Consider the following 20,781-nt stretch of genomic DNA (forward strand, 5'->3'; position numbering starts at 1 on the left):
ACGGCCCGCTTCGGCGGGCCGTTCTTCGTTAATGGCTCCGCGAGCGGACGTTTCGCGCCACGCGAGGAACTACCGATCCCGCATGCTGCGACGCGGACGTCCCTGTCGAGGCGGTCGAGCCCGCCCGGTACCCTTCCGGTCCCGAGTGCAGCGATCTTCACGGGTGCTCCTCTCGCGTCGAGGGGGGAGGGGAGTGCGGCGCCGGTCATCGGTTGACGTAGCCCATGTGCTGGTCGTTGTACCGGTCGCCGTGCACGCCGATGCGCTGCGCGAGTCCGGTGAGGTCGGCGACCTCGTCCGCGGAGAGGGCCACCGTCATGGCGCCGGCGTTCTCCTCGATGCGGGAGGTGCGACGCGTGCCCGGGATCGGGACGATCCACGGCTGCTGCGCGAGGAGCCAGGCCAGGGCGATCTGGCCCGGAGCCGCGTTCCTGCGCGCGGCCAGGTCGGTCACGTGGTCGACGAGGGCCTGGTTGGCGGTCCGGTTGTCCTCGGTGAAGCGGGGGATGCCGGCGCGGACGTCGCCGTCCGCGAACGTCGTCGACGTGTCGACGGTGCCGGTCAGGAATCCCTTGCCGAGTGGGCTGAAGGGCACGAAGCCGATCCCGAGTTCCGCGAGGGTGGGCAGCACCTCCGCCTCCGGATCACGGGTCCACAGCGAGTACTCGCTCTGAACGGCGGTCACGGGGAACACGCTGTGCGCGCGACGGATCGTTCCCGCGGCGGCTTCCGACAGTCCGAAGTGGCGGACCTTCCCCTCGGCGACGAGCTCGCCGACTGCTCCGGCGACGTCCTCGATCGGCACGTCGGGATCGACGCGGTGCTGGTAGAACAGGTCGATCACGTCGGTGCGGAGGCGGCGCAGCGACTCCTCGGCGACAGTACGGATGCGGTCAGGACGGCTGTCGAGCCCCACGCTCGTCCCGTTCCGGATGTCCCAGCCGAACTTGGTGGCGAGGACGACCTCGCCGCGGAGCGGCTCGAGGGCCTCGCCGACCAGCTCCTCGTTGACGAACGGCCCGTACACCTCTGCGGTGTCGAAGAAGGTGACGCCGCGGTCGACGGCCGAGCGGAGCACGGCGATCATGTCGTCGCGGGTGCCGGGATTCGGGCCGTAGCTCTGGGACATGCCCATGCAGCCCAGACCGATCGCCGACACCTCGAGTCCCTGTCCCAGTGTGCGCAGGTGCATGTCGGTTCTCCTTCGTTCAGTTCTGATCGGCCGGTGGAGGGTCCGAACCGGCGGATGCCGTGCGTCGTCCGACGGCGGGGTGGGCGGTTCTCGGGCCGGTCAGCGGCCTTCGTACTCGTCGTCGGTGATGTGCTCTGCCCAGGTGGTGGTGGTCGCGGGGTCGTCGGCGTTCTCGAGGATCGCGAGGTGCTCCATGAACACGCCGGGCGCGGAGGCGTGCCAGTGCTCCTCCCGGGGCGGGGTGTAGAGCGTCTGACCGGCGTGCACCTCGACGATGCTGCCGTCCCGGGTGCCGAAGCGTCCGATTCCGGCGGTGACGTGGAGGTACTGGCCGCGGGCGTGCGAGTGCCAGGCGGTGCGCGCGCCGGGCGCGAAGCGGACGCGGCCGACGACGGTGCGCTGGTCGGCGTCGTGGGGAGCGACGATCGGGTCGAGCCAGACGTGTCCGGCGAACTGCTCGGGCGGGTTCTCGACGGTCGGTGTGCGGGGTTCGATGTTCACGGTGTTCCTCCGGTTCGGGGCGGCTGTCTCGACGGTCGGCATTGCCGACGCAAGGTCAGGAGTCGGCGCGGGTCGCCCCGGCGACGTCCTGCAGGTGGGTGGCGGCCCAGGTGCCGAGAAGGCGCAGCTGGTCCTCCGCAGCGCTGCCGGGGGTGGCGGCGTAGATCATCAGCGACAGACCGGGATCGGCGAGCAGCTCGGTTCCGACCAGCTCGAGGGTGATGGACCCGACCACGGGGTGGTTCGCGATCTTCGCGACGGCGTCGTGGCGGCGCACGTTCGCGTTCGCCCAGCGGTCGCGGAACGGCTCGCTCCGAGTGGAGAGCTCGCCGATGACCTCGGTGATGCGCTTGTCGAAGGGATCCCGGCCTGCTTCGCGGCGGAGGACCGCGACGGTCGCGTCGACGGCGGCGATCCAGTCGGGATAGAAGGTCTGCGCGGCCGGATCGAAGACGTTGAAGGTGGCCAGGTTCGGTCTCGCCAGTCGCTTGGTGTAGATCGGCGAGTAGAAGGCACGGCCGAGGTCGTTGGCGGCGAGGATGTCCATGGCGCCGTTGCGGACGAAGGCAGGCGCTCCGGTGATGGCCGCGAGAGCGGCGAGGATCCCGGGACGCACTCCCTGAAACGAGGGCCGCCGTGTCCTGACTCGCGCCGTGGCCTGAGCTCCCCGGGCGAGGTTGCCGAGGTACTCGCGTTCCGCGTCATCGAGCCTCAGCACGTTCGAGAGAGCATCGAGGACCTGCTCGGACACGCCGGAGATCTGCCCGCGTTCGAGGCGCGAGTAGTACTCGGTCGAGACGCCGGCGAGCATGGCCACCTCTTCTCGACGCAGTCCCTGAACGCGGCGGCGTCCACCGAAGTCCGGCAGGCCGACGTCCTCGGGACGCAGACGCGCCCGCCGGGAGGTGAGGAACCCGCGGACCTCGTTGCTGTTGTCCATGACGTCCACGCTAGGTCGCCCCCGCCGATCCAGACATGCCCTGCGAGTACGTACACAACCGGTCCCTCCCGCCCAGGAGGGAACCGGAGTGGACTCGTTCCCGGCACAGGAGGACGCGGTTCCGGCGCCGACCGCCCACGAGACGACCCTCGAACTGCGCCCGCGACGACCCGACCCCCGATCGAGAGAAGAAGACGATGACCGATCCCACTCCCCACCAGGTCGGCGGAGGCCGCCGCAGCCTGGGCGATTTCGCCGCGAAGCTCGCCGCTCTCACCGACGACGTGCTCTTCGAGGACGTCTGGAACCGCCCGGAGCTCTCGCCCCGAGACCGCAGCCTCCTCACCGTCGCCGTCCTCGCCGCCGGCGGCGACCTCGACCAGCTCGAGTTCCACCTCGGCCGCGGAGTGGAGAACGGTCTCACCCGGGACGAGCTGATCGAGGCGATCACCCATGTCGCCTTTTACGCCGGCTGGCCCAAGGGCATGGGCGCGATGACCGTCGCGAAGCGCGTCCTCACCGACTGACCGCCCGCTCCCGAACCCCACCTCACGACAGAAGAAGGAACCGGAAGAACCCATGAGAGCAGCCTTCATGTTCGGCGCCGGCGACGTGCGCATCGAGAACGTCCCCGATCCCGAGATCCAGCACCCCACCGATGCCATCGTGCGCACGGTCCGCTCCTGCATCTGCGGCTCCGACCTGCACCCGTACCACTCCCTCCCCGCCTCGGAGCAGGGCACCCCGATGGGCCACGAGCTCATCGGGATCGTCGAGGAGACCGGCTCGGCCGTCTCCACCGTGAAGAAGGGCGACTTCGTCATCGTCCCCTTCTCCTTCAGCGACAACACCTGCTCCTTCTGCCGCGACGGATTCCACACCGCCTGCAAGCACGGCGGCTTCTACGGCACCCCCGAGGTCGGCGGCCTGCAGGCCGAGCTCTCCCGCATCCCGCTCGCCGACGGCAGCCTCGTCGTCGTTCCGGGCGTCACCGAGAACGACAGCGCGCTGTTCCCGAGCCTGCTGACCCTCTCGGACGTCTACCTCACCGGACACCACGCCGCCCACATGGGTCGCGTCGAACCGGGGAAGACCGTCACCGTCATCGGTGACGGCGCCGTGGGCCTCTCCGCCGTCCTCGCGGCGAAGCAGCTCGGCGCCGAGACGATCATCCTGATGGGCCGCCACACCGCGCGCACCGACCTCGGCCGCGACTTCGGCGCCACCCACGTCGTCGCCGCGCGCGGCGAAGAGGGCATCGCGGAGGTGAGGGAGATCACCGGCGGCGAAGGCAGCCACGTGGTCCTCGAGGCCGTCGGCCACATGCCGGCCTACGAGCAGGCCTACGGGGTCGTCCGGCCCGGAGGCGTCATCTCCCGCGTCGGAGTGCCCCAGTACGAGGACGCCCCGGTCGGCTTCGGATCCTTGTTCGGCACGAACATCACCCTCACGGGAGGACCCGCACCGGTCCGCGCGTACCTCGAGCAGGCGATCCCGCTGGTCCTCGACGGCACCATCGACCCCGGCCGCGTCTTCGACCGGACCGTCACCCTCACCGACGTCCCCACCGGCTACACCGCCATGGACGCCCGCGAGGCCCTCAAGGTCCTCGTCACCGTCTGAACCCGCACCGCCTCTCCGGCGGCTCCAGCGTCCTGCCGGGTGCTCGCGGTCAGGGCTCGCCCCACTGCTCGCTTGACACCCGGTGGCTATTAGTTATAGCTTCTGCCTATACCCACTAGCCTGGAGGCCGAAATGCTCGAACACCTGATCACCGACGAGGGAACCATCGCCTACGACATCGCCGGGACCGGACCTCTCGTCGTCCTGGCGCACGGGATGGGCGACAGCCGGCACTCGTACCGGTTCCTCGTCCCCGAGCTCGTCGCCGCCGGGTTCCGGGTGGCGAACGTGGACATCCGCGGCTGCGGAGAATCCAGCACCGGCTGGTCCTCCTACGACCGGACGGCCATCGCCGGCGACCTGGTCGCCGTCGTGCGACACCTGGGCGGCCCCGCGGTCATCGTCGGCCAGTCCATCAGCGGGGGCGCGGCGACCATCGCCGCAGCGACGGCACCCGACGTGATCGCCGGGATCGTCGAGCTGGCCCCCTTCACCCGCAAGCAGTCCTTCGACCTCGTCGGCGTCCTCCGGCACAAGCACGTCCGCGCCGGGATGACCCAGCTCACTCGAGTCATGATGGGCAGCAGCCTCGCGGGGTGGATGAAGTACCTCGACATCGCGATCCCCGCCAAGCCGGCCGATTGGACGCTCGAACGGGCTCGCATCGAGACGTCGATGAGTCGGCCCGAGCGGATGGCGGTTCTGCACGCCATGACGAAGACCTCGCCGGCCGACGCGGGCGAGCACCTGGCAGCGGTCCGGTGCCCGGTGCTGATCATCGAGGGCAGCGCCGACCCGGACTGGGCCGATCCGCGCGCAGAGGGGATGCGCATCGTCGGCGATCTCCGCGCGGGCCTGGGTACCGTCGAGGTCATCGACGGAGCGGGGCACTACCCGCACACGGAGACCCCCGCCGCCGTCCTCGCCCTCCTCCTCCCGTTCCTCGCGACGACTCTCCTCCCGACCTCGAGCGATGCCTAGAGCTGGTCCGGCGCCCGCGACCGTCATCCGGGTGGCTGCGGACCTGGCCGACGAGCTCAGCCCGGCGCACCTGAGCATGAGCGTCGTGGCCGACCGTCTGGGCGTGAGGGCTCCCTCGCTGTACAAGCACGTCGACGGGCTCGCCGACCTCACCCACCGGGTCGCCGTCCTAGGAGCCACCGAACTCGGCGATGCGCTCCGCGACGCGATGCAGGGTCGATCCGGCGGCGACGCCCTCGCGGCTGCGGCCCGGACGGTCCGCACCTACGTCAGGGAGCACCCGGGCCGCTACGCCGCCACCATCGGAGCCACCCCGACCCGCCCCGACGACTCCCTGACCTCAGCACGGGAGCACGCCCTGCGCTCCTTCGCCGCCGTCCTGCACGGATACGACCTCGACCCCGGCCAGCAGATCCACGCGATCCGCATGCTCCGCAGCACTCTGCACGGCTTCGCCGCTCTCGAGACCTCGAACGGATTCCCGATGAGCCCCGACGTCGAGGAGAGCTCCGCCTGGATGGTCGACTTCATCGACCGCGGCCTCCGCGCGGCAGGACGATCGTGACCAGCGCGCCCCTCGCCACGAGTGACCCGTCGAGCTCGGGGTGCAGGACGTCCTGGTCGATCAGATCTGCGTCCCGCGCTGCTCCCGCGGGCTGACGCCGTACCGGCGACGGTAGGCGGCGGCGAAGGCGGCGGGCGTGCCGTATCCGCAGGAGGCGGCGATCGACGCGACAGGGAGGTCGGAGCCGCGCAGCAGCTCGCGAGCGTGCTCCATCCTCAGAGCGGTCAGGTGCCGCATCGGAGTCGAGCCGGTCGTGGCCGAGAAGCAGCGGAGGAAGTGGAAGGGGCTGAGGTGCACGAGGGAGGCGAGCTCGTCCACCGTGACCGGGTCGGCGAGGTGTGCGGCGAGGTGCCCGGTCACGAGGTCGAGCTGCGCCCGAGACAGGCGCGGTCCGTTCGCGGGCCGGTCCGACTCCGGGAGGGACAGCAGGTGGGTCACGAGCGAGGTGCTGACCGCGTCCGCCAGCAGCGGCGGCGCCCCGGCCCGCGCAGCGCGAGCCAGTTCGAGCATCGCGGAGCGCACGAAGTCGTCTCCGACGGCGAGGAAGTCGAGGCGGTCGGACGACGCCCCGGGAAGCGCCTCGAGGACTCCGGATACCAGCGGCGCGTCGATCGTGACATGCAGCGAGCGGAACGTCTCGTCGCTCGGGCTGCGCCAGGACGCGCGGATCTCGCGGCCGGGCGCCGTCGCGGCGGACCGCCCCGGGGACGCGAGCCCTCGCGCCCACCGTCCGTGCGGTCGGGCGCTCTCGATGAGATAGGAGCCGGCGGTCACCAGGATCAGCTGGAGAGCCTCCGTCGCGGGCGCGGACACCTCGTGGTCGTGCGGATCGACGACCTCTCGCACGGCGACGTCGGTCCACCCCGCGACGGGGCCGGTGAGCGGCGCAGAATCGCGGTCCGGCAGCGTGCTCACCGCACCGAGCCGAACGCCCGCACCGAGACGTCCTGCCACTCGCGCCAGGTCTGCAGCCGTTCGGCGTAGAGGGCCTCGATGGCGGGCAGGACCGTGCCGAGGATGAGGCGGGCGGGCGGATCCTCCGCGTCGACGAGCTCCAGGATCGCCGCGCTCGTCGCCGCGGGGTCTCCGACGCCGAACTCCGGCCCGTCCGCGTGCACCGCCGCGTAGTCCGGCAGCTCGGCGCTCCGGCGGGAGCCTCGCGAGAGCCAGTCGGTGGCGTACGGGCCCGGCTCCACGCACGTGACGCGCACTCCGAAGGCCGCCACCTCCTGCCGGAGCGACTCGCTCAGTCCTTCCAGTGCCCACTTCGACGCGTGGTAGGCGCCGATGCCGGGGAAGGCGCGGACGCCGCCCTCGCTGGTGACCTGGAGCAGCCGGCCGCGCGAACGGCGGAGCGAGGGGAGCGCCGCCTGGGTCACCCAGAGGGCGCCGAAGAAGTTCGTCTCCATCTGCTCGCGGATCTCGCGCTCGGTCAGCTCCTCGACCATGCCGAAGTGCCCGTAGCCGGCGTTGTTCACCACGATGTCGATGCCGCCGAAGTGCTGCTCCACGCGATCGACTGCGGTGAGCACTTCCGTGCGGTCGGTCACGTCGAGCGCGAGCGGGAGCAGGCGCTCGGGGAATCGAGCGGCGAGGTCGGTGAGGCTGTCGATGTCGCGAGCTGTGGCCGCGACGCGGTCGCCGCGCTCGAGTGCAGCCTCGGCCCAGAGGCGTCCGAATCCGCTCGACGTGCCGGTGAGGAACCAGGTTCTCGAAGTCGTCATGCTGCGAGTCTCCGCTCATCGGAGTTCTTCCGGAAGCGAATGCTCGTCACCGTCAACAGTCCTCACTGGAATGTTGCGCGCATACTGGGACGATGACGCTCGACGTGCATCCGCAGCTTCTCCGAGCACTGGTGGCGGTGCTGCGCACAGGCTCCTTCACGGGGGCGTCGGAGGAGACCGGGTTCACCCAGTCGGCCGTCTCGAAGCAGATCGCCGCGCTCGAGGATGCCGTCGGCGCGTCGCTCTTCCAGCGCGGACCGCGGGGCGTCGTCCCCACTCCGGCCGCTCTCGGGGTCGCCCGGCACGCCGCGGCGGTCCTGGATCACCTCGACGCCGCGGCCCGCGAGGTCGCGGACCTCGGCCGGACGCCGCTCGGCAGGGTCACCCTCGGCTCATTCGCGACCGCCGCGATGCACCTCGCGCCGGAGGCGATCGCCCGCGTGACGCGCGCGCACCCCTCGATCGATGTCGCGCTCCTCGAGTCCTCGACCCCGGTGCAGCTCCGGCGGCTGCGCGCCGGGCGCCTCGACCTCGCTGTCGTGGCCATCGGCTCGGAGCCCCACGAGTACGACCTCGCCGGCATCGACTCCGAGCCGCTGCCCGCCGGCGCCCTGCACGTCGCGGTGAGCGAGCGGCACCCCTGGGCGCACGCCCGCTCGCTGAGCCTCGAGGATCTCGCCGACGCCGACTGGGTGATCGGGCGGGGCGCGCGGGGCGAGCCGCAGTTCGGAGCGTGGCCGGCCCTCACGACGCCCAGGGTGGTCGCGGAGATCGACGGCTGGAGCAGCCGTCTCGGCTTCGTCGCCGCGGGCCTGGGCGTCACGACCGTGCCCGCCCTCGCGATCGCCGGCCTGCCGCGCGGGGTGGTCCCCGTTCCCGTCGAGGGGCCGCGCTGGGCGGCACGCTCGCTCCGGATCGCGTGGGTCGGACCGGTCGGCGACGCGGCTCGGGTCGTCCGCTCCGCGCTGCACGCGGTCGCGGCCGAGATCGCGGCGGCGAGCGCCTCCGACCGGGGCTAGGGGCCGGTCAGGTCGCGGGAGCGTCTCAGGCGAGGCCGCCGTTGACGAAGACCACCTGCCCGTTGACCCAGCGGCCCGGGCCGGCCAGGAACGCGACGGTCTCGGCGATGTCCTCCGGCTGACCGAGCCGCTCGAGCGGCACCGCGCCGGCCAGGCGGCCGATCTCCTCCTCCGTCTTGCCGTCGAGGAAGAGGGGAGTGGCGGTCGGTCCGGGAGCGACGGCGTTGACGGTGATGTCCCTGCCGCGCAGCTCCCGGGCGAGCACGAGCGTGAGTGCCTCGACGGCCGCCTTCGACGCCGCGTACGGCGCGTAGGTGGCGAACGAGGTGCGAGTGACGCTGGTCGAGAAGGTGATCAGCGCGCCTCCGGGTCGCAGTCTCGTCGCGGCGAGCTGCGCGATCACGAAGGGTCCGCGGATGTTGGTGCGGTGCATCCGATCCAGATCGGCGAGATCGAAGGTCGCGACGGGGCCGAGAATCATGATGCCGGCCGTGTTCACCACGACGTCGAGGCCGCCGAGCGCCTCCTCCGCCTCGGTGAAGGCCGCGGCCATCGCGGTCTCGTCCGCGATGTCTCCGCCGACGACGACGGCCTCGACGCCGTGCGCGCGGACCCCCTCGGCGACCTCCTCCGCGCGGCCGCGGTTCCCGGCGTAGTGGACGGCGACCGCGATGCCGTCGCGGGCGAGCCGCTCCACGACGGCGCGGCCGATCCCTCCGGAGCCGCCGGTCACGAGGGCGGTGCGGGCCTGGTCCTGTGCGGTCATCGGTTCTCTCCCTGAGCTGTGGTCCGTGCGGGGGCGTCGGTGTCGGTGGGGGCGAGGAGATCCTGCATCCGGATCCGCTCGTAGAACTCGCGGCGCACGGCGTCGCCGAGCTCGAAGACGCGGGCGGCGCCGTCGTCGGCCGGGTCGATGACGACCCGGAAGGGCCGCTCACCGCGGGGCAGGCCGACCACGCGCGCGATCTCGACCGCGATCTCCCGCGGATCGGCATCGCTCGGTGCGAGTTCGGCGAGGCGCGCCGAGACGTCGTCCATCAGCCCCGGGTAACGGTCGTCGTAGGCGGCGGCGATCTCGGCGCGTGCTGCCCGCCCCGCGTGCGCGAAGTGGTTCGTCCCCGTCGTGTAGGAGCCGGGCACGACGATCACGGTGTCGATGCCGAAGCGCGCGACCTCGGCCGCGTAGCCGACGGCGAGCGCATCCTCGGCCGCCTTGGCCGCGAAGTAGGGCCCGAGGTAGGGCGGGGTGCCGCCGCGCGAGCTCGACGAGCCCACCCAGACGAGCAGGCCGTCCTCCTGCGCCCGGAGGATCGGCAGCACCGCGTGGTTGAGCCTCTGCGTCGAGAGGACGTTGACGTCGTAGACCTCGGCCAGCTGCTCCACGGTGAACGCCTCGGTCGGCCCGAGGACCATGTGACCGGCGTTGTGCACGACGACGTCGATGCGCTCGCTCTCCTGGGCGATCCGCGCGACGGCGTCGTCGACGGACGCCTGGTCGGAGACGTCGAGCTCGATCGGGCGCAGATCGACGCCGTGCTCGACGGCGAAGGCTCGGGCCTCCTCGGCGGCGGGAGCGTTCCGCCCGTCCATCGCCCGCATCCCCGCGTAGACGCGGTGGCCCGCGAGAGCGAGCTCGCGCACGGTCATGGCCCCGAATCCGCTCGAGGCGCCCGACACGATCACAGTTCTCGACATGGTGGTCCTTTCGTGGGGAGAACGGGTCCCTCCCACTCTCGATCGGGTGCAGCTGCCGCGCTGTCGCGATCCTGCGCGCAAGGAGCGCGATCCTGCGCACTCTCTCGAGGCTCAGGGAGCCGACGGCGATCGGAAGGGCGCGTAGAGCTCCTCCGGTGCGCGGTGGAGCTGCGCCTTGACCTCGGCGGTCTCGCCGTCGAGCGCCTCGGCGCGTCCGGCCGCGAGCGCGTCGAGCGCGAGTGCGACGGCGGCGCGGGGATGGTTCTTCGGGATGTCCCAGCCGGCCATCATGTCCGTGTCCGTCGAGGACAGGTGCACGCCGACGACCCGGGTGCCCTGGCTCGCCAGCTCGAGCCTGGTGCTGTTGGTCAGCTGCCACTCGGCGGCCTTCGCCGCCGCGTACGCCCCGTTGCCCGGGTGGACGCGGAAGGAGAGCAGCGACATGACGTTCACGATCGCGCCGCCGCCGTTCCGCTCGAGGACGGGGGCGAACGCGCGGGTCATCGCGAGGGTGCCGAAGAAGTGCGTGTCCATCTCGGCCCGGATCGCATCGAGGTCGCCCGTCACCAGGTTCTGCAGGGTCGCGATCCCCGCGTTGTTGATGAGCAGGTCGACATCGCCTGCCCGGGCTGCGGCGTCTGCGACCTGCTCCGGATCCGTGATGTCGAGCCGGATCGTCTCGACTCGCGGATCGTCCCGCAGTCCCTCGAGACTCGGGAGGCTGCGGGCCGTCGCGTACACGCGGCGCGCTCCGCGCTCGAGCAGCTCCTCGACGAAGTGCCTTCCCAGTCCTCTGCCGGCGCCGGTGACGAGTGCGGTCGCTCCTGTGATGTCCATGTCGTCACCGTAGGATCTGACATCAGTGTCAGCTTCAAGAGGCCGGGGGAAACGGGATGAAGATCGGCGAAGTGGCGCGGCGCACCGGAGTCAGCGTGCGGTCGCTCCGGTACTACGAAGCGCGGCAGCTCATCACCTCCCGCCGGACGGACGGTGGCCAGCGCCTCTTCGAAGCCGACACCGTGGACCGGGTCCTGCTGGTGCAGCAGCTGTTCCGAGCGGGTCTCGGGAGCGCCGACGTGGTGCTGCTCCTGCCCTGCATCTACTCGGGCACGACCACACCCGCGATGCTCACGCTGCTCGAGGACGAGCAGTCGCGGCTCGACGCGCAGATCGAGGAGCTCGTGGCGACGCGCGACCGCCTGGCGGAGCTCCGCGTGGATGCGGCCGGGCGCCTGGCTGCCTGACTGCACGCGTGCCCTGGTGCAGGCCCGCCGTCTCGCGGCACTCTGTATGCATGACGTCGCAGATGATCGATCCCTCCGTCCCTCCGAGCGGCCCCGGCTGCGTCGAGTGCGAGCAGTCGGGCTCATGGTGGCTGCATCTGCGCCGCTGCGCGCGCTGCGGGCACGTCGGCTGCTGCGACGACTCCCTCAACCGGCACGCGACCGCGCACTGGCGGGCCACCGGCCACACCGTGATGCAGAGCTTCGAGCCCGGCGAGGACTGGTTCTGGGACTTCGCTGCCGACGACTACACCGAAGGCCCGCGTCTCGCCGACCCGCAGAGCCACCCGGCGGGTCAGACGACGCCCGGACCGGCGGATCGGGTGCCCCGCGACTGGCAGATCCTCCTCGCCGAGCGCTGAGCGGAGCACGCCAGAGCGGCCCTGCGCTCATGCCTCCTCGAAGCCGTCCAGCGCCTCCGCCTCGGCGATGCGCAGGCGCATCTGCCGGTAGCGGTGGAACTGGTAGACGCCGTGCAGCACCGCGAGGGCCGCGGCGGCGGTGATGCCCGCGGCGATCGACGGGAGCTCGGCGGCACCGCTCTGCGTGAGCGCCAGCGTGACTCCGGCTCCGGCGACGATCGAATTCACGACGGCGATCGCCGAGGACATGGTGAAGAAGATGCCGCGCCAGCTGCGCCTCCGGCCGATCTCGAGCATCTCGTTCGGAGCGTGCGGGCCGCGCGGCATCGTGAAGTAGCTGCCGGCGCCGGGCAGCAGGGTGCCGTAGTAGCGCCGGATGCGCTGGATGGCGGTGAGTGCGGCGATGTCCTCCATCGAGGTCTGCACGAGTCGCTCGTAGGTGAACACGCCGAGCAGGACGACGACCGGGATGATCACCGCCAGGAACCCCATCGCGTACGGGGTGGGTGCGAGGAAGCCGAACGCCACGAGCGAGCTCGACAGCATCGTCAGGTAGAGGGACGACCTGCTGCTCGACTCGGTGACGGTGATGCCCCGTGCCGACTCGAGGACGAAGTGCTCGGTCAGCAGGGCGTTGAGGAACGCCGCGGGCCGGTCGGGGAGCGAGGCGGCCGACACGGAGGCCACGGGCAGCGCGTCCGGGCGCGGCGCCTCCTCCTCGTCGAGGCGGTCGCTCGGCTCGGGGTTCACCAGGGGCTCCCGTGCGTCCGGGTCACGAGGACGTCTCCTGCAGGTAGCGGTGGGCGAAGGTCACGGCCATGGCGCCCTCGCCGACGGCCGAGGCGACCCGCTTGACGGAGCTGCGGCGCACGTCTCCCGCGGCGAAGGAACCCGGGACGCTCGTCTCGAGGTAGAACGGCGCGCGCTCCAGGGGCCAACCGGGTGCCGCGTGCTCGCCCGTGAGGTCGGGGCCCGTCACGAGGTACCCGGAGGCGTCGCGGACGATGGCGGTGCCCTCGGCCCAGGAGGTGTCGGGCGCGCCGCCGATGCAGACGAAGAGGTGCGAGGTCCCGATCGCGCCGTGCACCCCCGTCGCGGTGTTCTCGACGTCGATCGACTCGAGCGCTTCGACGCCGTGCAGGCCGGTAACCCTCGAGTCGAGCATGATCGTCACGTTCGGCTGCCGGACGACCCTGTCGGCGAGGTAGGACGAGAGGCTGTCGGCCAGATCGGGACCACGCACGAGCATGGTCACGTGCCGCGCGTGGGCGGCGAGGTTCATCACCGCCTGGCCGGCCGAGTTCCCGCCTCCGACGACCACGACGTCCTGCCCCTCGCAGAGCGGCGCCTCGCTGGTGCCCGCTCCGTAGTAGACGCCGACACCGAGCAGCTCGTCCTCGCGCTCGAGGCCGAGCCGGCGCCACTCGATGCCGGTGGCGCAGATGTTGGCCCGCGCGACGATGGTCGTCCCGTCGGCGAGCCGCGCGTGGATCCGGTCGTCGGCGAACCGGGCCCTGATCCCCTCGCGCATCATCAGCAGCTCGGCGCCGAAGTCGACGGCCTGCTGCCGGGCGCGCTCCGCGAGGCTCGCGCCCGCGATGCCGTGCGGGAAGCCGAGGTAGTTCTCGATCAGGCTGCTGTAGCCGGCCTGCCCGCCGATCGCGGACCGCTCCAGGACGACCACGCGCAGCCCCTCAGAGGCGGCGTAGACGGCGGCCGAGAGACCGGCCGGCCCGGCGCCGTAGATCGAGAGGTCGTACTCGGCGAGCCGCGGGGAGCTGATCCAGCCGAGCCGGGTGGCGACCTCGGCGATGCTCGGATCCGATGCCCGGGTCCCGTCGGGGAAGACGACGAGGGGGAGGGCGGCTTCGGCGAGCGGTCGGCCGGCGACCGCGACGCACTGCTCGTCGGTGTCGAGCGGTGTCCACGAGAACGAGACCACGCTGCGCGAGAGGAAGTCGCGGATCTCCCAGGCGTCGCGGCTCTCGCGCCGCCCGTACAGGCGGACCTGCGGGAGCTCGGGCTCGCGGGGCGATCGCGCGGTCACGACGCCCTCCGCGCCTCGAGTCCGCCGCGGAAGCGCATCAGCTTAAGGCACAGGTGCAGCGCACTCCGCGCGAGTCCGTCGTCGAGCGCGGCCCTGACCCCGGCCGGCAGGTTCTCGAGCCGGTAGTAGAGCGTGGTGCGGTGGATGTGCAGGATCGCGCACGCCTCGCGCACGCTGCCTCGCACGTCGAGGTAGACCTCGACGGTCTGCCGCTGGATGTCGTCGCCCTTCTCGAGCAGCGTCGCCGCCGCGGGCGAGAGCATCGCGAGTTGAGAGCTGTCGGCGGCGACGGAGGAGAGGAGCACCCACGCGCCGAGATCGGCGATGTCTCCGCGATCGCGGCCGTCGGGCAGCGAGCTGACGATGCTCGCCGCGAGGGAGGCGTGATCGGCGGTCGAGCGGAGGTCGTCGTCCTCCCGTCGGTGACGGGCGGACCCGATGGCGAGGACGCTCGTGCCGCGGCTGCGCGCCTCCGCGCGGACGACCGCGTCCGCCTCGTCGCCGAGGGTGGATCCCGGGGCCTCCAAGCTGACGAAGAGCAGCATCCCGCCCTCATCGGCGAGGAGCACGAGACCCGAGGAGGGGGACGCGTCGAGGCGACGCGCGAGCGACGCCCTCTGCAGCGCCCCGCCCGCGCGGTCGAGGAGCACCGCGCGGACGACGGTGTGCTGGTCGCGCCGCAGCCAGTGGCGCTCGACGGCCTCGGCGAACGAGGAGCGGCGCCTCGCCGGATCGGAGGCCAGCAGCCCCGAGAGGACCTCGGCTCGCCGGGAGCTGTCGGCGAGCGGGGCCGACGGGCTGAGGATGCGGCGGACGGAGTCGACCGCCGCCTCGATGAGGGAGTAGTGCTCCGATGCCAGCGGCGGCAGCTGGTCGTGCCCGACGCGGAGGACCGCGAGGCGGCCGCGGAGGTCACCGACAGGGAAGAGGCAGCGTCGGTGCGCGTCCGGAGCGGCGCTGCGGGCGGGCTCCTCGGGGAAGCGCAGCGTCGCGCGCTGCCCGATGGCGCCTCCCGTGCTCGAGGCGAGCACGCAGCTGCGGGGATCCTCGATCGCCACGGGCCGTCCGAGTGCTCCGGCGAGCTCGTCGACCACGTTCTGCAGGTTCATCGGCGGATGTCCGGGTGGGGGCTCATGGGCCGATCCTCGTGGAGGGTCCGCCCCGCTAGCGTGCCCCTCGCAGGCCCCCCTTACCGGTGCCGGGGCGGCGGACCCGGATCAGGCGTCGAGCGCCCACTTCGGGCGGACCCAGTGGCAGGTGTAGCCGCCGGGGTGCTTGCGCAGGTAGTCCTGGTGCTCCTCCTCGGCGTCCCAGAACTCGCCCGCCGGCTCGACCTCGGTGACGACCGGGCCGGGCCACCGTCCCGACGCGTCGATGTCGGCGATCGTCTCGCGGGCGACCCGCTCCTGCTCGGGGCCGAGGAAGAGGATGACGGAGCGGTAGGCGGTGCCGATGTCGTTGCCCTGCCGGTTCTTCGTGGTGGGATCGTGCACCTGGAAGAAGAACTCGAGCAGATCGCGGTAGGAGAGCTGCTCGGGATCGAACTCGATCTCGACCGCCTCCGCGTGGTCGCCGTGGTGGCGGTAGGTCGCGTTCGGAGTGCTGCCGCCGGCGTACCCGGCACGGGTGCTGAAGACACCCGGCATGTCGCGGATGAGCTCCTGGAGCCCCCAGAAGCACCCGCCGGCGAGGATCGCGCGCTCCTCGGCCATCAGGCGCCGGCCTTCGTGTCGTGCCCGGTCGTGTGCAGAGAATCCATCATGCGGATCAGTCCATCACGGACGAGGGCGTCCCGGTGGGCGTCGGAGGACACTCCGAGCAGGACGGCGCTTCCCTGGCCCTCCGATGGCCACGCTCGGGCGCGGACGTCGGATTACCGTGACGGTCGTGGACGACGACGGAGCGGACGTGCCGCCGGATCCCGCTCGAGGGCGGGCGCTGCTGACGCCCTGGGCGCAGCGGCCCGCCGTGCTGCTCGACCGGCACCTCGAGGTGCTCTCCGCGACTCCTCTCGCGCGGGCCCTCTCGCCCGCTCTCGTCGAGGGCGTGAACATCGCCCGCTTCACGTTCCTCGACCCGCAGGCCCAGCAGGACAGGGCCTGCTGGCGGAACGCGGCGGACGAGATCACTGCTCTGCTGAGCGACTCGCTCGATCGGCACGAGGGGGACCGCGGGTTCCGGAGCGTCGTGGGAGAGCTATCGGCCAGGAGCCCGCGCTTCGCCACCACCTGGGCCGTCGGCGCCCGTGCCGCCGGGAGCGGGTCGGTCCGCTTCCTCGACACCGCCGTCGGCACCGTTCCGTTGGGCTACCGCGTGACCCGGCTGGACGACGAGCACACGCTGCTCGTGTTCGAGCCCGCCGACGCGGCGGCGCGCGATGCGCTCGGGCGTCTCGCTCTCACCGTTCGGGAGCCGCCGGCTCCGCGTTCGCCATGACGTCGGACACCGTCTGCCGAGCAGCGGGGCGGAGCGAGGCCAAGTGGTCGATCGCCGCGGCGGCGGGAGTCCCCGGTCGGGCGAGGTACGTCACCACGAAGTGGCCCGGTGCCACGGCCGATTCGAACGTCTGCATGTCGAAGTCGAGCCAACCGAACGGAGCCACGTCGATCCGCAGCGCTCTCTGGGTGATCGGGCGGACCTCGTACTCGGCCCAGACCGAGCGGAACTGCCGGTACCGCACCGAGCACTCGCCGACGATCTCCTGAAGACGCGGGTCGTCGGGATCGCTGTAGAACCTCAGGGCGGCGATCAGTTCGCGGAAGATGCTGTCCCAGACCTCGAGCTGGTCGGCCGGGATGCCGTCCTCACGAGCGTGGACGTACCCCTCCGCGACCGAGAGCAGGAGGTTCGCGCCTGGCACTCCCTTCTCCGGGGCGATGCGCCGGAGGAGGTCGTTCGTCCCGAGGACATCGAGGTTCCGGTCGAACGCGAAGGCCGGGGTCATCGGCCAGTGCTCCAGCAGCGCCTCCATCGATGGCGCCGTGGTCGACGGCGCCCGATCGCCCGGGGGAGGAAGCGGACGAGCGAGACGGAACAGGTAGGCGCGCTCGTGCTCGTCGAGGTCGAGCGCGTGAGCGAGCGCTCGGAGTACCTGATCCGAGGGGGTGATGTCGTGACCCTGCTCGACGCGGAGGTAGTAGTCGCGGCTGATCCTCGCGCGGTCGGCGACCTCCTCCCGCCGGAGACCGGGGACCCTGCGCCTCGTGCCGGCGGTGGTCAGGCCGACCTGCTCCGGTCGCAGCGCCGCACGCCTGGCGCGGAGGAAGCCCGCGAGGGGGCTGGGGCTGCTCATCGTCGGACTCCGTCGGGTCATCTGGCGGTGCCGTGCTCGCCGCCCGGTGAGGGACGACGACACATGTCGATCAATGATCGCGCTCTCACGACGGAGGCGCCACTCGGCCCGCGCAGTCGCTCGCACGGTCGCTGGGCAACCCCCTTCTTCGCGAGTGGAGATTCAGGACGAGCCGCGTCGGGTGGATCCTCCGCTCAGCCCGGGGAGGACGTCCTGCTGGGGAAGAAGTGGCGTTCGAGGGGTTCGCCGTGGACGTGAGCCAGCGCAGCCGCGCGGATCTCGCGATCGCGACCCGTGAGACGTTGAGTCTCCTGCCGTCGGAACTCGCCCCACGACGGCACCATGAACGTCTCGAGCTGCACGTCGGCCTCTTCGCCGCTCCGGTAGAGGGCCCATCTCGAGGCCCCGGTCCGGCGTCGAGAACCTTCCACGAGGCGCATAGCGGATCGGAACGCGGCGAGGGCGCCGGCGTCGACCGTGTAGGAGATCTGCACGAGCACCGGCCCGTCCGCGGGCTGCGGCTCGAACACCAGCGTGGGTGTGGGCCACGACATCGAGATGCTGCGATCGACGGTGCTCGTTCCCGGGAGCAGAGGGAGCGCCCGCACGCTGGCCGCCACGACGAGCAGCAGGGCGGCCGACACCGCGTAGGCGAGCGAGGTGCCGAGGGCCTGCGCCACCAGACCCCAGCCGATCGAACCGATGGCCATGACCCCCATGAAGACGAAGATGTAGATCGAGGCCCCGCGGGACCGCACCCACTGGGGCAGGGTGAGCTGCAGGGCCGCGTTCAGCACCGTCAGGGTCCCGATCCACGCCAGCCCCGCGAGGACCAGGAGGATCAGCGTCGGCACGAAGGGGAGGAACGCCGCTGCGAGCGACCCCGCCGCGAAGAGCACCGAGCTCGCTGCGATGACGAGGTTGTCGGGGAAGCGGTGTCGAGCGAGAGGCAGGGCGAAGATGCCGAGCACGGCGCCGACGCCGAGAGCACCGAGGAGGAAGCCGTATCCGCTCGAGTCGAGCTGGAGCCGTTTCGCGGTGAGCGGCAGGAGAGCCCAGAGGGCGCTGGCGGGGAGGGCGAAGAGCGCGGACCTCAGCAGGATCCGGCGGACGAGGTGCGCCGAGGCGACGTACCGGATCCCGGCCTTCAACGCGGCGCCGAACTGCTCGCGATCGTCGAGGCCGGTCTGAGTGGGCCGCTTCCACCAGAGGAGGGCCAGCACCGCCCCGATGAAGCTCAGCGCGTTGATGCCGAAGACGACGGGAGCCCCGAACGCCGACAGCACGACTCCTGCCAGAGCGGGGCCGACCGCTCGGGCGCCGTTCACCGTCACACCGCCGAGAGCGGAGGACGCGGCGATCAGCTCGCGCGGCACGAGCTCCGGCTGGATCGCCTGCCAGGCCGGCGAGGTCAGGGTGGAGGTGATGCCGAGCAGGAAGGTGAAGGCCAGGATCGTCCACGGCGTCAGAGCGCCGACGGCCGCCACGACCGTCAGGGCGGCCGCCAGCAGGGCGCTGGCCGATGAGCCCCAGATCAGCAGCCGTCGTCGGTCGAGGGAGTCGGCCAGGACGCCCGCGGGGAGGGCGACGAGGAGTGAGGGCGCCAGGCTCGCCGTCTGCACCAGGGCGATGACCGCCGCACCCGCGGCAGCCTCGACCAGGTACCACTGGGCTCCGACGGTCTGCATCCAGGTGCCGATGTTGCTGCCCAGCTGGGCGAACCACAGCACCCGGAACGCGGTGATCGCCATCGGTGCCCATGCCGACGGCGGCGCCGGTGGCGGGGCAGAGGATGAAGGCGAGCGCATCCCTCCCTCTCGCGCAGCGTCGTCAGTCACCGGGGGGTGCCTGCCGCACCGAGAAGAGGTTGCCGAACGGGTCCAGCAACTGGCAGAGCCGCTCCCCGGTGAACACCGTCTTCGGACCGCGGTGCGCGAGGGCACCGTGGGCGATCCAGTCGGCGATGAAGGCGTCGACGTCGGGGACTGTCCAATAGGGACTGGTTCCGGCAGGTCCGGGCCGGTTCAGCTCGTCCCGCTCGTGCAGGGTCAGGCGCGTTCCGTTCAGGTCGAAGGCCACGAGCGCCCCTCCGCGGACGACGGGATCGCGCTGAAGGCGTGCCGAGTACCAGGCGACCGCCGCGTCGAGGTCGTCGACGAAGTAGAACACGTTGCCGATCCCGGCGAACTCCGCGGGCGCCATCCTCACGCCACCGAGAGCGCGTCGCGAAGGAAAGCGAGAGACGGGCCGATGGCCGCCTCCAGGTACCCCTCGGCGTGATGAGTGCCCGGGATCAGCTGCAGCGTGCTCGCGACGCCGACCGCCGACAGCGCCGCCTGCATGGCCTGCGCATCGCTGACCGGGACGAACTCGGCGAGCGAGTTGGCGAGGAACACCGGCCCGCCGGTCGGCGAGGCGTGACGAGGGGTGGAGGCCGCGGCGAGCAGGCTGCGGTCGCCTCCGACCTCGTTGAGGATCGTCCAGCGCAGGAAGGCGTCGTTGCGACCGGTCTGATTGATGTCGGCGCTCTTCATCGCGTCGAGGTCCTGCGACGTGGGGAGGGCCGGAAGGCCGTCCGTCGCTTCGACGATCTGCAGGAGGTCGAACATGCCCGACCAGCTGACCGCAGGCCGGCCGCTGGCGATGCTGGCCTCGACCACCAGGTTGCCGCCTGCCGAGCCGCCGAAGAACGCCAGCCTGCTCCTATCGAATGCCCAGTCGGACGAGACGGCCCACTGCGCCGCAGCGAGGACGTCCTCCCTGCTGGCCGGGAAGGTCGCCTCCGGGGCCTCGCGGTAGTTCGCTGCGAACACGATGTAGCCGGCGTCGACCAGCTTCGTCGCCAGCGCCGGCTCCTTGCTCTTGTCTCCCCTGAACCACCCACCGCCGTGGATGAGGACGATGGCGGCTCGAGCACTGTCCGCCGCCGCGGACACCGTCCTGCTGTACACGTCGAGCAGCAGAGGAACCGACCCGACCAGGCCGTACTGGATGTTGGGACTGACTGACACCTCGTCCGACACGGGGACTCCTTCTCCGGTTGAGTGCTGCGGCTCTGTCAGAACCTATGAGCGTGACCCGGGCTGAACCAGACCCTGGCGAGGTCACCCAGAAGCGTCCGGATCCTCCGCCGCCGTGACCGTGTCTCCCGCCGCCCGGACACCCGCCGAGAGCTGTGCCGCTCCGTGAAGGGGGACGGTCGCGTGGCGACCCGACTCGACGCTCGAGATCCGACAGCTTCGCAGGGGTGTGCAGCCCGGTCACGGCTTCGACCCTTCCGCTATCCAGCGCTTGAGGACGGCGACTCGGGCGGAGGGCCAGGCGCCATCGCAGGGCATCGCGCCGCTCTCCACGGCAGAGAGGATCGCGTCCTGGTGAGCGACGACATCGGAGTAGTCCCACAAGTCGAACGCCGTGACCATGCTGTTCCGGTCGAAGTCCCGGAAGAGCGGTGTGATGTCGGTCGCGAAATGCAGGGCAGCAGTGCCCTCATCCGAGTCGATCATGGTGTTCTCCTCTCACTGTCCAGCCGGATCTGAAGGTGTCGATGGCACCGG

At 71.5% G+C, this 20,781-nt stretch carries 25 protein-coding genes; 8 read left to right on the top strand and 17 right to left on the bottom strand.

The features are described from left to right. Positions 1-205: 205 nt before the first annotated feature. From ASG06_RS08625 to ASG06_RS08635, 3 genes are all read right to left on the bottom strand, one after another. Positions 206-1,192, bottom strand: a complete 987-nt coding sequence (locus ASG06_RS08625) for an aldo/keto reductase (protein ID WP_056041076.1) — start codon at positions 1,190-1,192, stop codon at positions 206-208. Between the two features lie 99 nt (positions 1,193-1,291). Further along, positions 1,292-1,693: a (R)-mandelonitrile lyase gene (locus ASG06_RS08630; RefSeq protein WP_056042475.1), complete on the bottom strand. Its 402-nt coding sequence runs from the start codon at positions 1,691-1,693 to the stop codon at positions 1,292-1,294. Positions 1,694-1,748: 55 nt separating this feature from the next. After that, entirely contained in the window at positions 1,749-2,633 is an 885-nt protein-coding gene (locus ASG06_RS08635; RefSeq protein ID WP_056041079.1) for a helix-turn-helix transcriptional regulator, read from the bottom strand. Positions 2,634-2,830: 197 nt separating this feature from the next. Between ASG06_RS08635 and ASG06_RS08640 the strand changes: the two genes are divergently transcribed. The 4 genes from ASG06_RS08640 to ASG06_RS08655 all read left to right on the top strand — a co-directional run bounded on the left by ASG06_RS08640 (position 2,831) and on the right by ASG06_RS08655 (position 5,802). Then, on the top strand, positions 2,831-3,160 hold the full coding sequence (locus ASG06_RS08640) for a carboxymuconolactone decarboxylase family protein (RefSeq protein WP_056041081.1): 330 nt from the start codon (positions 2,831-2,833) through the stop codon (positions 3,158-3,160). A gap of 52 nt (positions 3,161-3,212) precedes the next feature. Next, on the top strand, positions 3,213-4,256 hold the full coding sequence (locus tag ASG06_RS08645) for a zinc-binding dehydrogenase (RefSeq protein ID WP_197409397.1): 1,044 nt from the start codon (positions 3,213-3,215) through the stop codon (positions 4,254-4,256). 132 nt (positions 4,257-4,388) lie between these two features. Then, positions 4,389-5,237, top strand: coding sequence for an alpha/beta fold hydrolase (locus ASG06_RS08650; RefSeq protein ID WP_056041086.1), 849 nt, complete (start codon positions 4,389-4,391; stop codon positions 5,235-5,237). 31 nt (positions 5,238-5,268) lie between these two features. Beyond that, the gene (locus tag ASG06_RS08655) at positions 5,269-5,802 is read left to right on the top strand and encodes a TetR-like C-terminal domain-containing protein (RefSeq protein WP_327205490.1); all 534 of its coding nucleotides are present in this window, start codon (positions 5,269-5,271) and stop codon (positions 5,800-5,802) included. A 60-nt stretch (positions 5,803-5,862) separates the two neighbouring features. Here ASG06_RS08655 and ASG06_RS08660 read toward each other — a convergent pair whose 3' ends face one another. Together ASG06_RS08660 and ASG06_RS08665 are read right to left on the bottom strand one after the other, a co-directional pair. Then, positions 5,863-6,717 (bottom strand): helix-turn-helix domain-containing protein, encoded by an 855-nt coding sequence (locus tag ASG06_RS08660; protein ID WP_056041091.1) that lies wholly within the window; start codon positions 6,715-6,717, stop codon positions 5,863-5,865. Beyond that, positions 6,714-7,526: an SDR family NAD(P)-dependent oxidoreductase gene (locus ASG06_RS08665; protein WP_056041092.1), complete on the bottom strand. Its 813-nt coding sequence runs from the start codon at positions 7,524-7,526 to the stop codon at positions 6,714-6,716. The genes ASG06_RS08660 and ASG06_RS08665 overlap by 4 nt, the downstream gene beginning before the upstream one ends. Before the next feature lie 92 nt (positions 7,527-7,618). Between ASG06_RS08665 and ASG06_RS08670 the strand changes: the two genes are divergently transcribed. After that, positions 7,619-8,545, top strand: coding sequence for a LysR family transcriptional regulator (locus ASG06_RS08670; protein WP_056041094.1), 927 nt, complete (start codon positions 7,619-7,621; stop codon positions 8,543-8,545). A gap of 25 nt (positions 8,546-8,570) precedes the next feature. Here the strand turns inward: ASG06_RS08670 and ASG06_RS08675 are convergent, their stop codons facing one another. The 3 genes from ASG06_RS08675 to ASG06_RS08685 form a co-directional block, all read right to left on the bottom strand. Then, positions 8,571-9,311 carry an SDR family oxidoreductase gene (locus ASG06_RS08675; protein ID WP_056041096.1) on the bottom strand — a complete coding sequence of 247 codons (741 nt, stop codon included), beginning with the start codon at positions 9,309-9,311 and terminating at the stop codon, positions 8,571-8,573. After that, entirely contained in the window at positions 9,308-10,240 is a 933-nt protein-coding gene (locus tag ASG06_RS08680) for an SDR family NAD(P)-dependent oxidoreductase (RefSeq protein WP_056041099.1), read from the bottom strand. The genes ASG06_RS08675 and ASG06_RS08680 overlap by 4 nt, the downstream gene beginning before the upstream one ends. A 111-nt stretch (positions 10,241-10,351) precedes the next feature. Further along, positions 10,352-11,077, bottom strand: coding sequence for an SDR family oxidoreductase (locus tag ASG06_RS08685; RefSeq protein ID WP_056041101.1), 726 nt, complete (start codon positions 11,075-11,077; stop codon positions 10,352-10,354). A gap of 56 nt (positions 11,078-11,133) precedes the next feature. Between ASG06_RS08685 and ASG06_RS08690 the strand changes: the two genes are divergently transcribed. Continuing rightward, complete coding sequence (locus tag ASG06_RS08690) at positions 11,134-11,484, top strand: MerR family transcriptional regulator (RefSeq protein WP_056041104.1); 351 nt, start codon at positions 11,134-11,136, stop codon at positions 11,482-11,484. A gap of 50 nt (positions 11,485-11,534) precedes the next feature. Continuing rightward, positions 11,535-11,885: a UBP-type zinc finger domain-containing protein gene (locus tag ASG06_RS08695; protein WP_056041106.1), complete on the top strand. Its 351-nt coding sequence runs from the start codon at positions 11,535-11,537 to the stop codon at positions 11,883-11,885. A 27-nt stretch (positions 11,886-11,912) separates the two neighbouring features. On the opposite strand, the gene ASG06_RS08700 is transcribed toward ASG06_RS08695, so the two are convergent. From ASG06_RS08700 to msrA, 4 genes are all read right to left on the bottom strand, one after another. Beyond that, positions 11,913-12,635: a hypothetical protein gene (locus ASG06_RS08700; RefSeq protein WP_056041109.1), complete on the bottom strand. Its 723-nt coding sequence runs from the start codon at positions 12,633-12,635 to the stop codon at positions 11,913-11,915. Between the two features lie 22 nt (positions 12,636-12,657). Next, the gene (locus ASG06_RS08705) at positions 12,658-13,932 is read right to left on the bottom strand and encodes an NAD(P)/FAD-dependent oxidoreductase (protein WP_056041112.1); all 1,275 of its coding nucleotides are present in this window, start codon (positions 13,930-13,932) and stop codon (positions 12,658-12,660) included. After that, positions 13,929-15,041, bottom strand: coding sequence for a helix-turn-helix domain-containing protein (locus ASG06_RS08710; RefSeq protein WP_056041115.1), 1,113 nt, complete (start codon positions 15,039-15,041; stop codon positions 13,929-13,931). Before ASG06_RS08710 ends, ASG06_RS08705 begins: the two co-directional genes overlap by 4 nt. A gap of 108 nt (positions 15,042-15,149) precedes the next feature. Continuing rightward, a complete protein-coding gene (gene msrA, locus ASG06_RS08715) occupies positions 15,150-15,644 on the bottom strand; it encodes a peptide-methionine (S)-S-oxide reductase MsrA (RefSeq protein WP_056041118.1) in 495 nt (164 codons plus the stop codon). 175 nt (positions 15,645-15,819) lie between these two features. Between msrA and ASG06_RS08720 the strand changes: the two genes are divergently transcribed. Further along, positions 15,820-16,368, top strand: coding sequence for an MmyB family transcriptional regulator (locus ASG06_RS08720; protein WP_156465936.1), 549 nt, complete (start codon positions 15,820-15,822; stop codon positions 16,366-16,368). Here the strand turns inward: ASG06_RS08720 and ASG06_RS08725 are convergent. The 5 genes from ASG06_RS08725 to ASG06_RS08745 form a co-directional block, all read right to left on the bottom strand. Beyond that, positions 16,331-17,224 (bottom strand): helix-turn-helix transcriptional regulator, encoded by an 894-nt coding sequence (locus ASG06_RS08725; protein ID WP_056041124.1) that lies wholly within the window; start codon positions 17,222-17,224, stop codon positions 16,331-16,333. The genes ASG06_RS08720 and ASG06_RS08725 overlap by 38 nt on opposite strands. A gap of 194 nt (positions 17,225-17,418) precedes the next feature. Continuing rightward, the gene (locus ASG06_RS08730) at positions 17,419-19,032 is read right to left on the bottom strand and encodes an MFS transporter (protein ID WP_056041129.1); all 1,614 of its coding nucleotides are present in this window, start codon (positions 19,030-19,032) and stop codon (positions 17,419-17,421) included. Between the two features lie 22 nt (positions 19,033-19,054). Beyond that, a complete protein-coding gene (locus ASG06_RS08735) occupies positions 19,055-19,426 on the bottom strand; it encodes a VOC family protein (protein WP_056041131.1) in 372 nt (123 codons plus the stop codon). 2 nt (positions 19,427-19,428) lie between these two features. Then, complete coding sequence (locus ASG06_RS08740) at positions 19,429-20,247, bottom strand: alpha/beta hydrolase (RefSeq protein WP_056041135.1); 819 nt, start codon at positions 20,245-20,247, stop codon at positions 19,429-19,431. Between the two features lie 237 nt (positions 20,248-20,484). Continuing rightward, entirely contained in the window at positions 20,485-20,730 is a 246-nt protein-coding gene (locus tag ASG06_RS08745; protein WP_056041138.1) for a hypothetical protein, read from the bottom strand. Between the last annotated feature and the right edge of the window lie 51 nt (positions 20,731-20,781).

Source organism: Rathayibacter sp. Leaf185 (genome assembly GCF_001423885.1).
Classification (GTDB): Bacteria; Actinomycetota; Actinomycetes; order Actinomycetales; family Microbacteriaceae; genus Rathayibacter.

Coding starts and splice junctions, on each gene's coding strand:
- ASG06_RS08625 (WP_056041076.1), bottom strand. CDS start 1,192: ATGCACCTGCGCACACTGGGACAGGGACTCGAGGTGTCGGCGATCGGT.
- ASG06_RS08635 (WP_056041079.1), bottom strand. CDS start 2,633: ATGGACAACAGCAACGAGGTCCGCGGGTTCCTCACCTCCCGGCGGGCG.
- ASG06_RS08640 (WP_056041081.1), top strand. CDS start 2,831: ATGACCGATCCCACTCCCCACCAGGTCGGCGGAGGCCGCCGCAGCCTG.
- ASG06_RS08645 (WP_197409397.1), top strand. CDS start 3,213: ATGAGAGCAGCCTTCATGTTCGGCGCCGGCGACGTGCGCATCGAGAAC.
- ASG06_RS08650 (WP_056041086.1), top strand. CDS start 4,389: ATGCTCGAACACCTGATCACCGACGAGGGAACCATCGCCTACGACATC.
- ASG06_RS08665 (WP_056041092.1), bottom strand. CDS start 7,526: ATGACGACTTCGAGAACCTGGTTCCTCACCGGCACGTCGAGCGGATTC.
- ASG06_RS08670 (WP_056041094.1), top strand. CDS start 7,619: ATGACGCTCGACGTGCATCCGCAGCTTCTCCGAGCACTGGTGGCGGTG.
- ASG06_RS08675 (WP_056041096.1), bottom strand. CDS start 9,311: ATGACCGCACAGGACCAGGCCCGCACCGCCCTCGTGACCGGCGGCTCC.
- ASG06_RS08680 (WP_056041099.1), bottom strand. CDS start 10,240: ATGTCGAGAACTGTGATCGTGTCGGGCGCCTCGAGCGGATTCGGGGCC.
- ASG06_RS08685 (WP_056041101.1), bottom strand. CDS start 11,077: ATGGACATCACAGGAGCGACCGCACTCGTCACCGGCGCCGGCAGAGGA.
- ASG06_RS08690 (WP_056041104.1), top strand. CDS start 11,134: ATGAAGATCGGCGAAGTGGCGCGGCGCACCGGAGTCAGCGTGCGGTCG.
- ASG06_RS08695 (WP_056041106.1), top strand. CDS start 11,535: ATGACGTCGCAGATGATCGATCCCTCCGTCCCTCCGAGCGGCCCCGGC.
- ASG06_RS08710 (WP_056041115.1), bottom strand. CDS start 15,041: ATGAACCTGCAGAACGTGGTCGACGAGCTCGCCGGAGCACTCGGACGG.
- msrA (WP_056041118.1), bottom strand. CDS start 15,644: ATGGCCGAGGAGCGCGCGATCCTCGCCGGCGGGTGCTTCTGGGGGCTC.
- ASG06_RS08725 (WP_056041124.1), bottom strand. CDS start 17,224: ATGAGCAGCCCCAGCCCCCTCGCGGGCTTCCTCCGCGCCAGGCGTGCG.
- ASG06_RS08730 (WP_056041129.1), bottom strand. CDS start 19,032: ATGCGCTCGCCTTCATCCTCTGCCCCGCCACCGGCGCCGCCGTCGGCA.
- ASG06_RS08735 (WP_056041131.1), bottom strand. CDS start 19,426: ATGGCGCCCGCGGAGTTCGCCGGGATCGGCAACGTGTTCTACTTCGTC.
- ASG06_RS08745 (WP_056041138.1), bottom strand. CDS start 20,730: ATGATCGACTCGGATGAGGGCACTGCTGCCCTGCATTTCGCGACCGAC.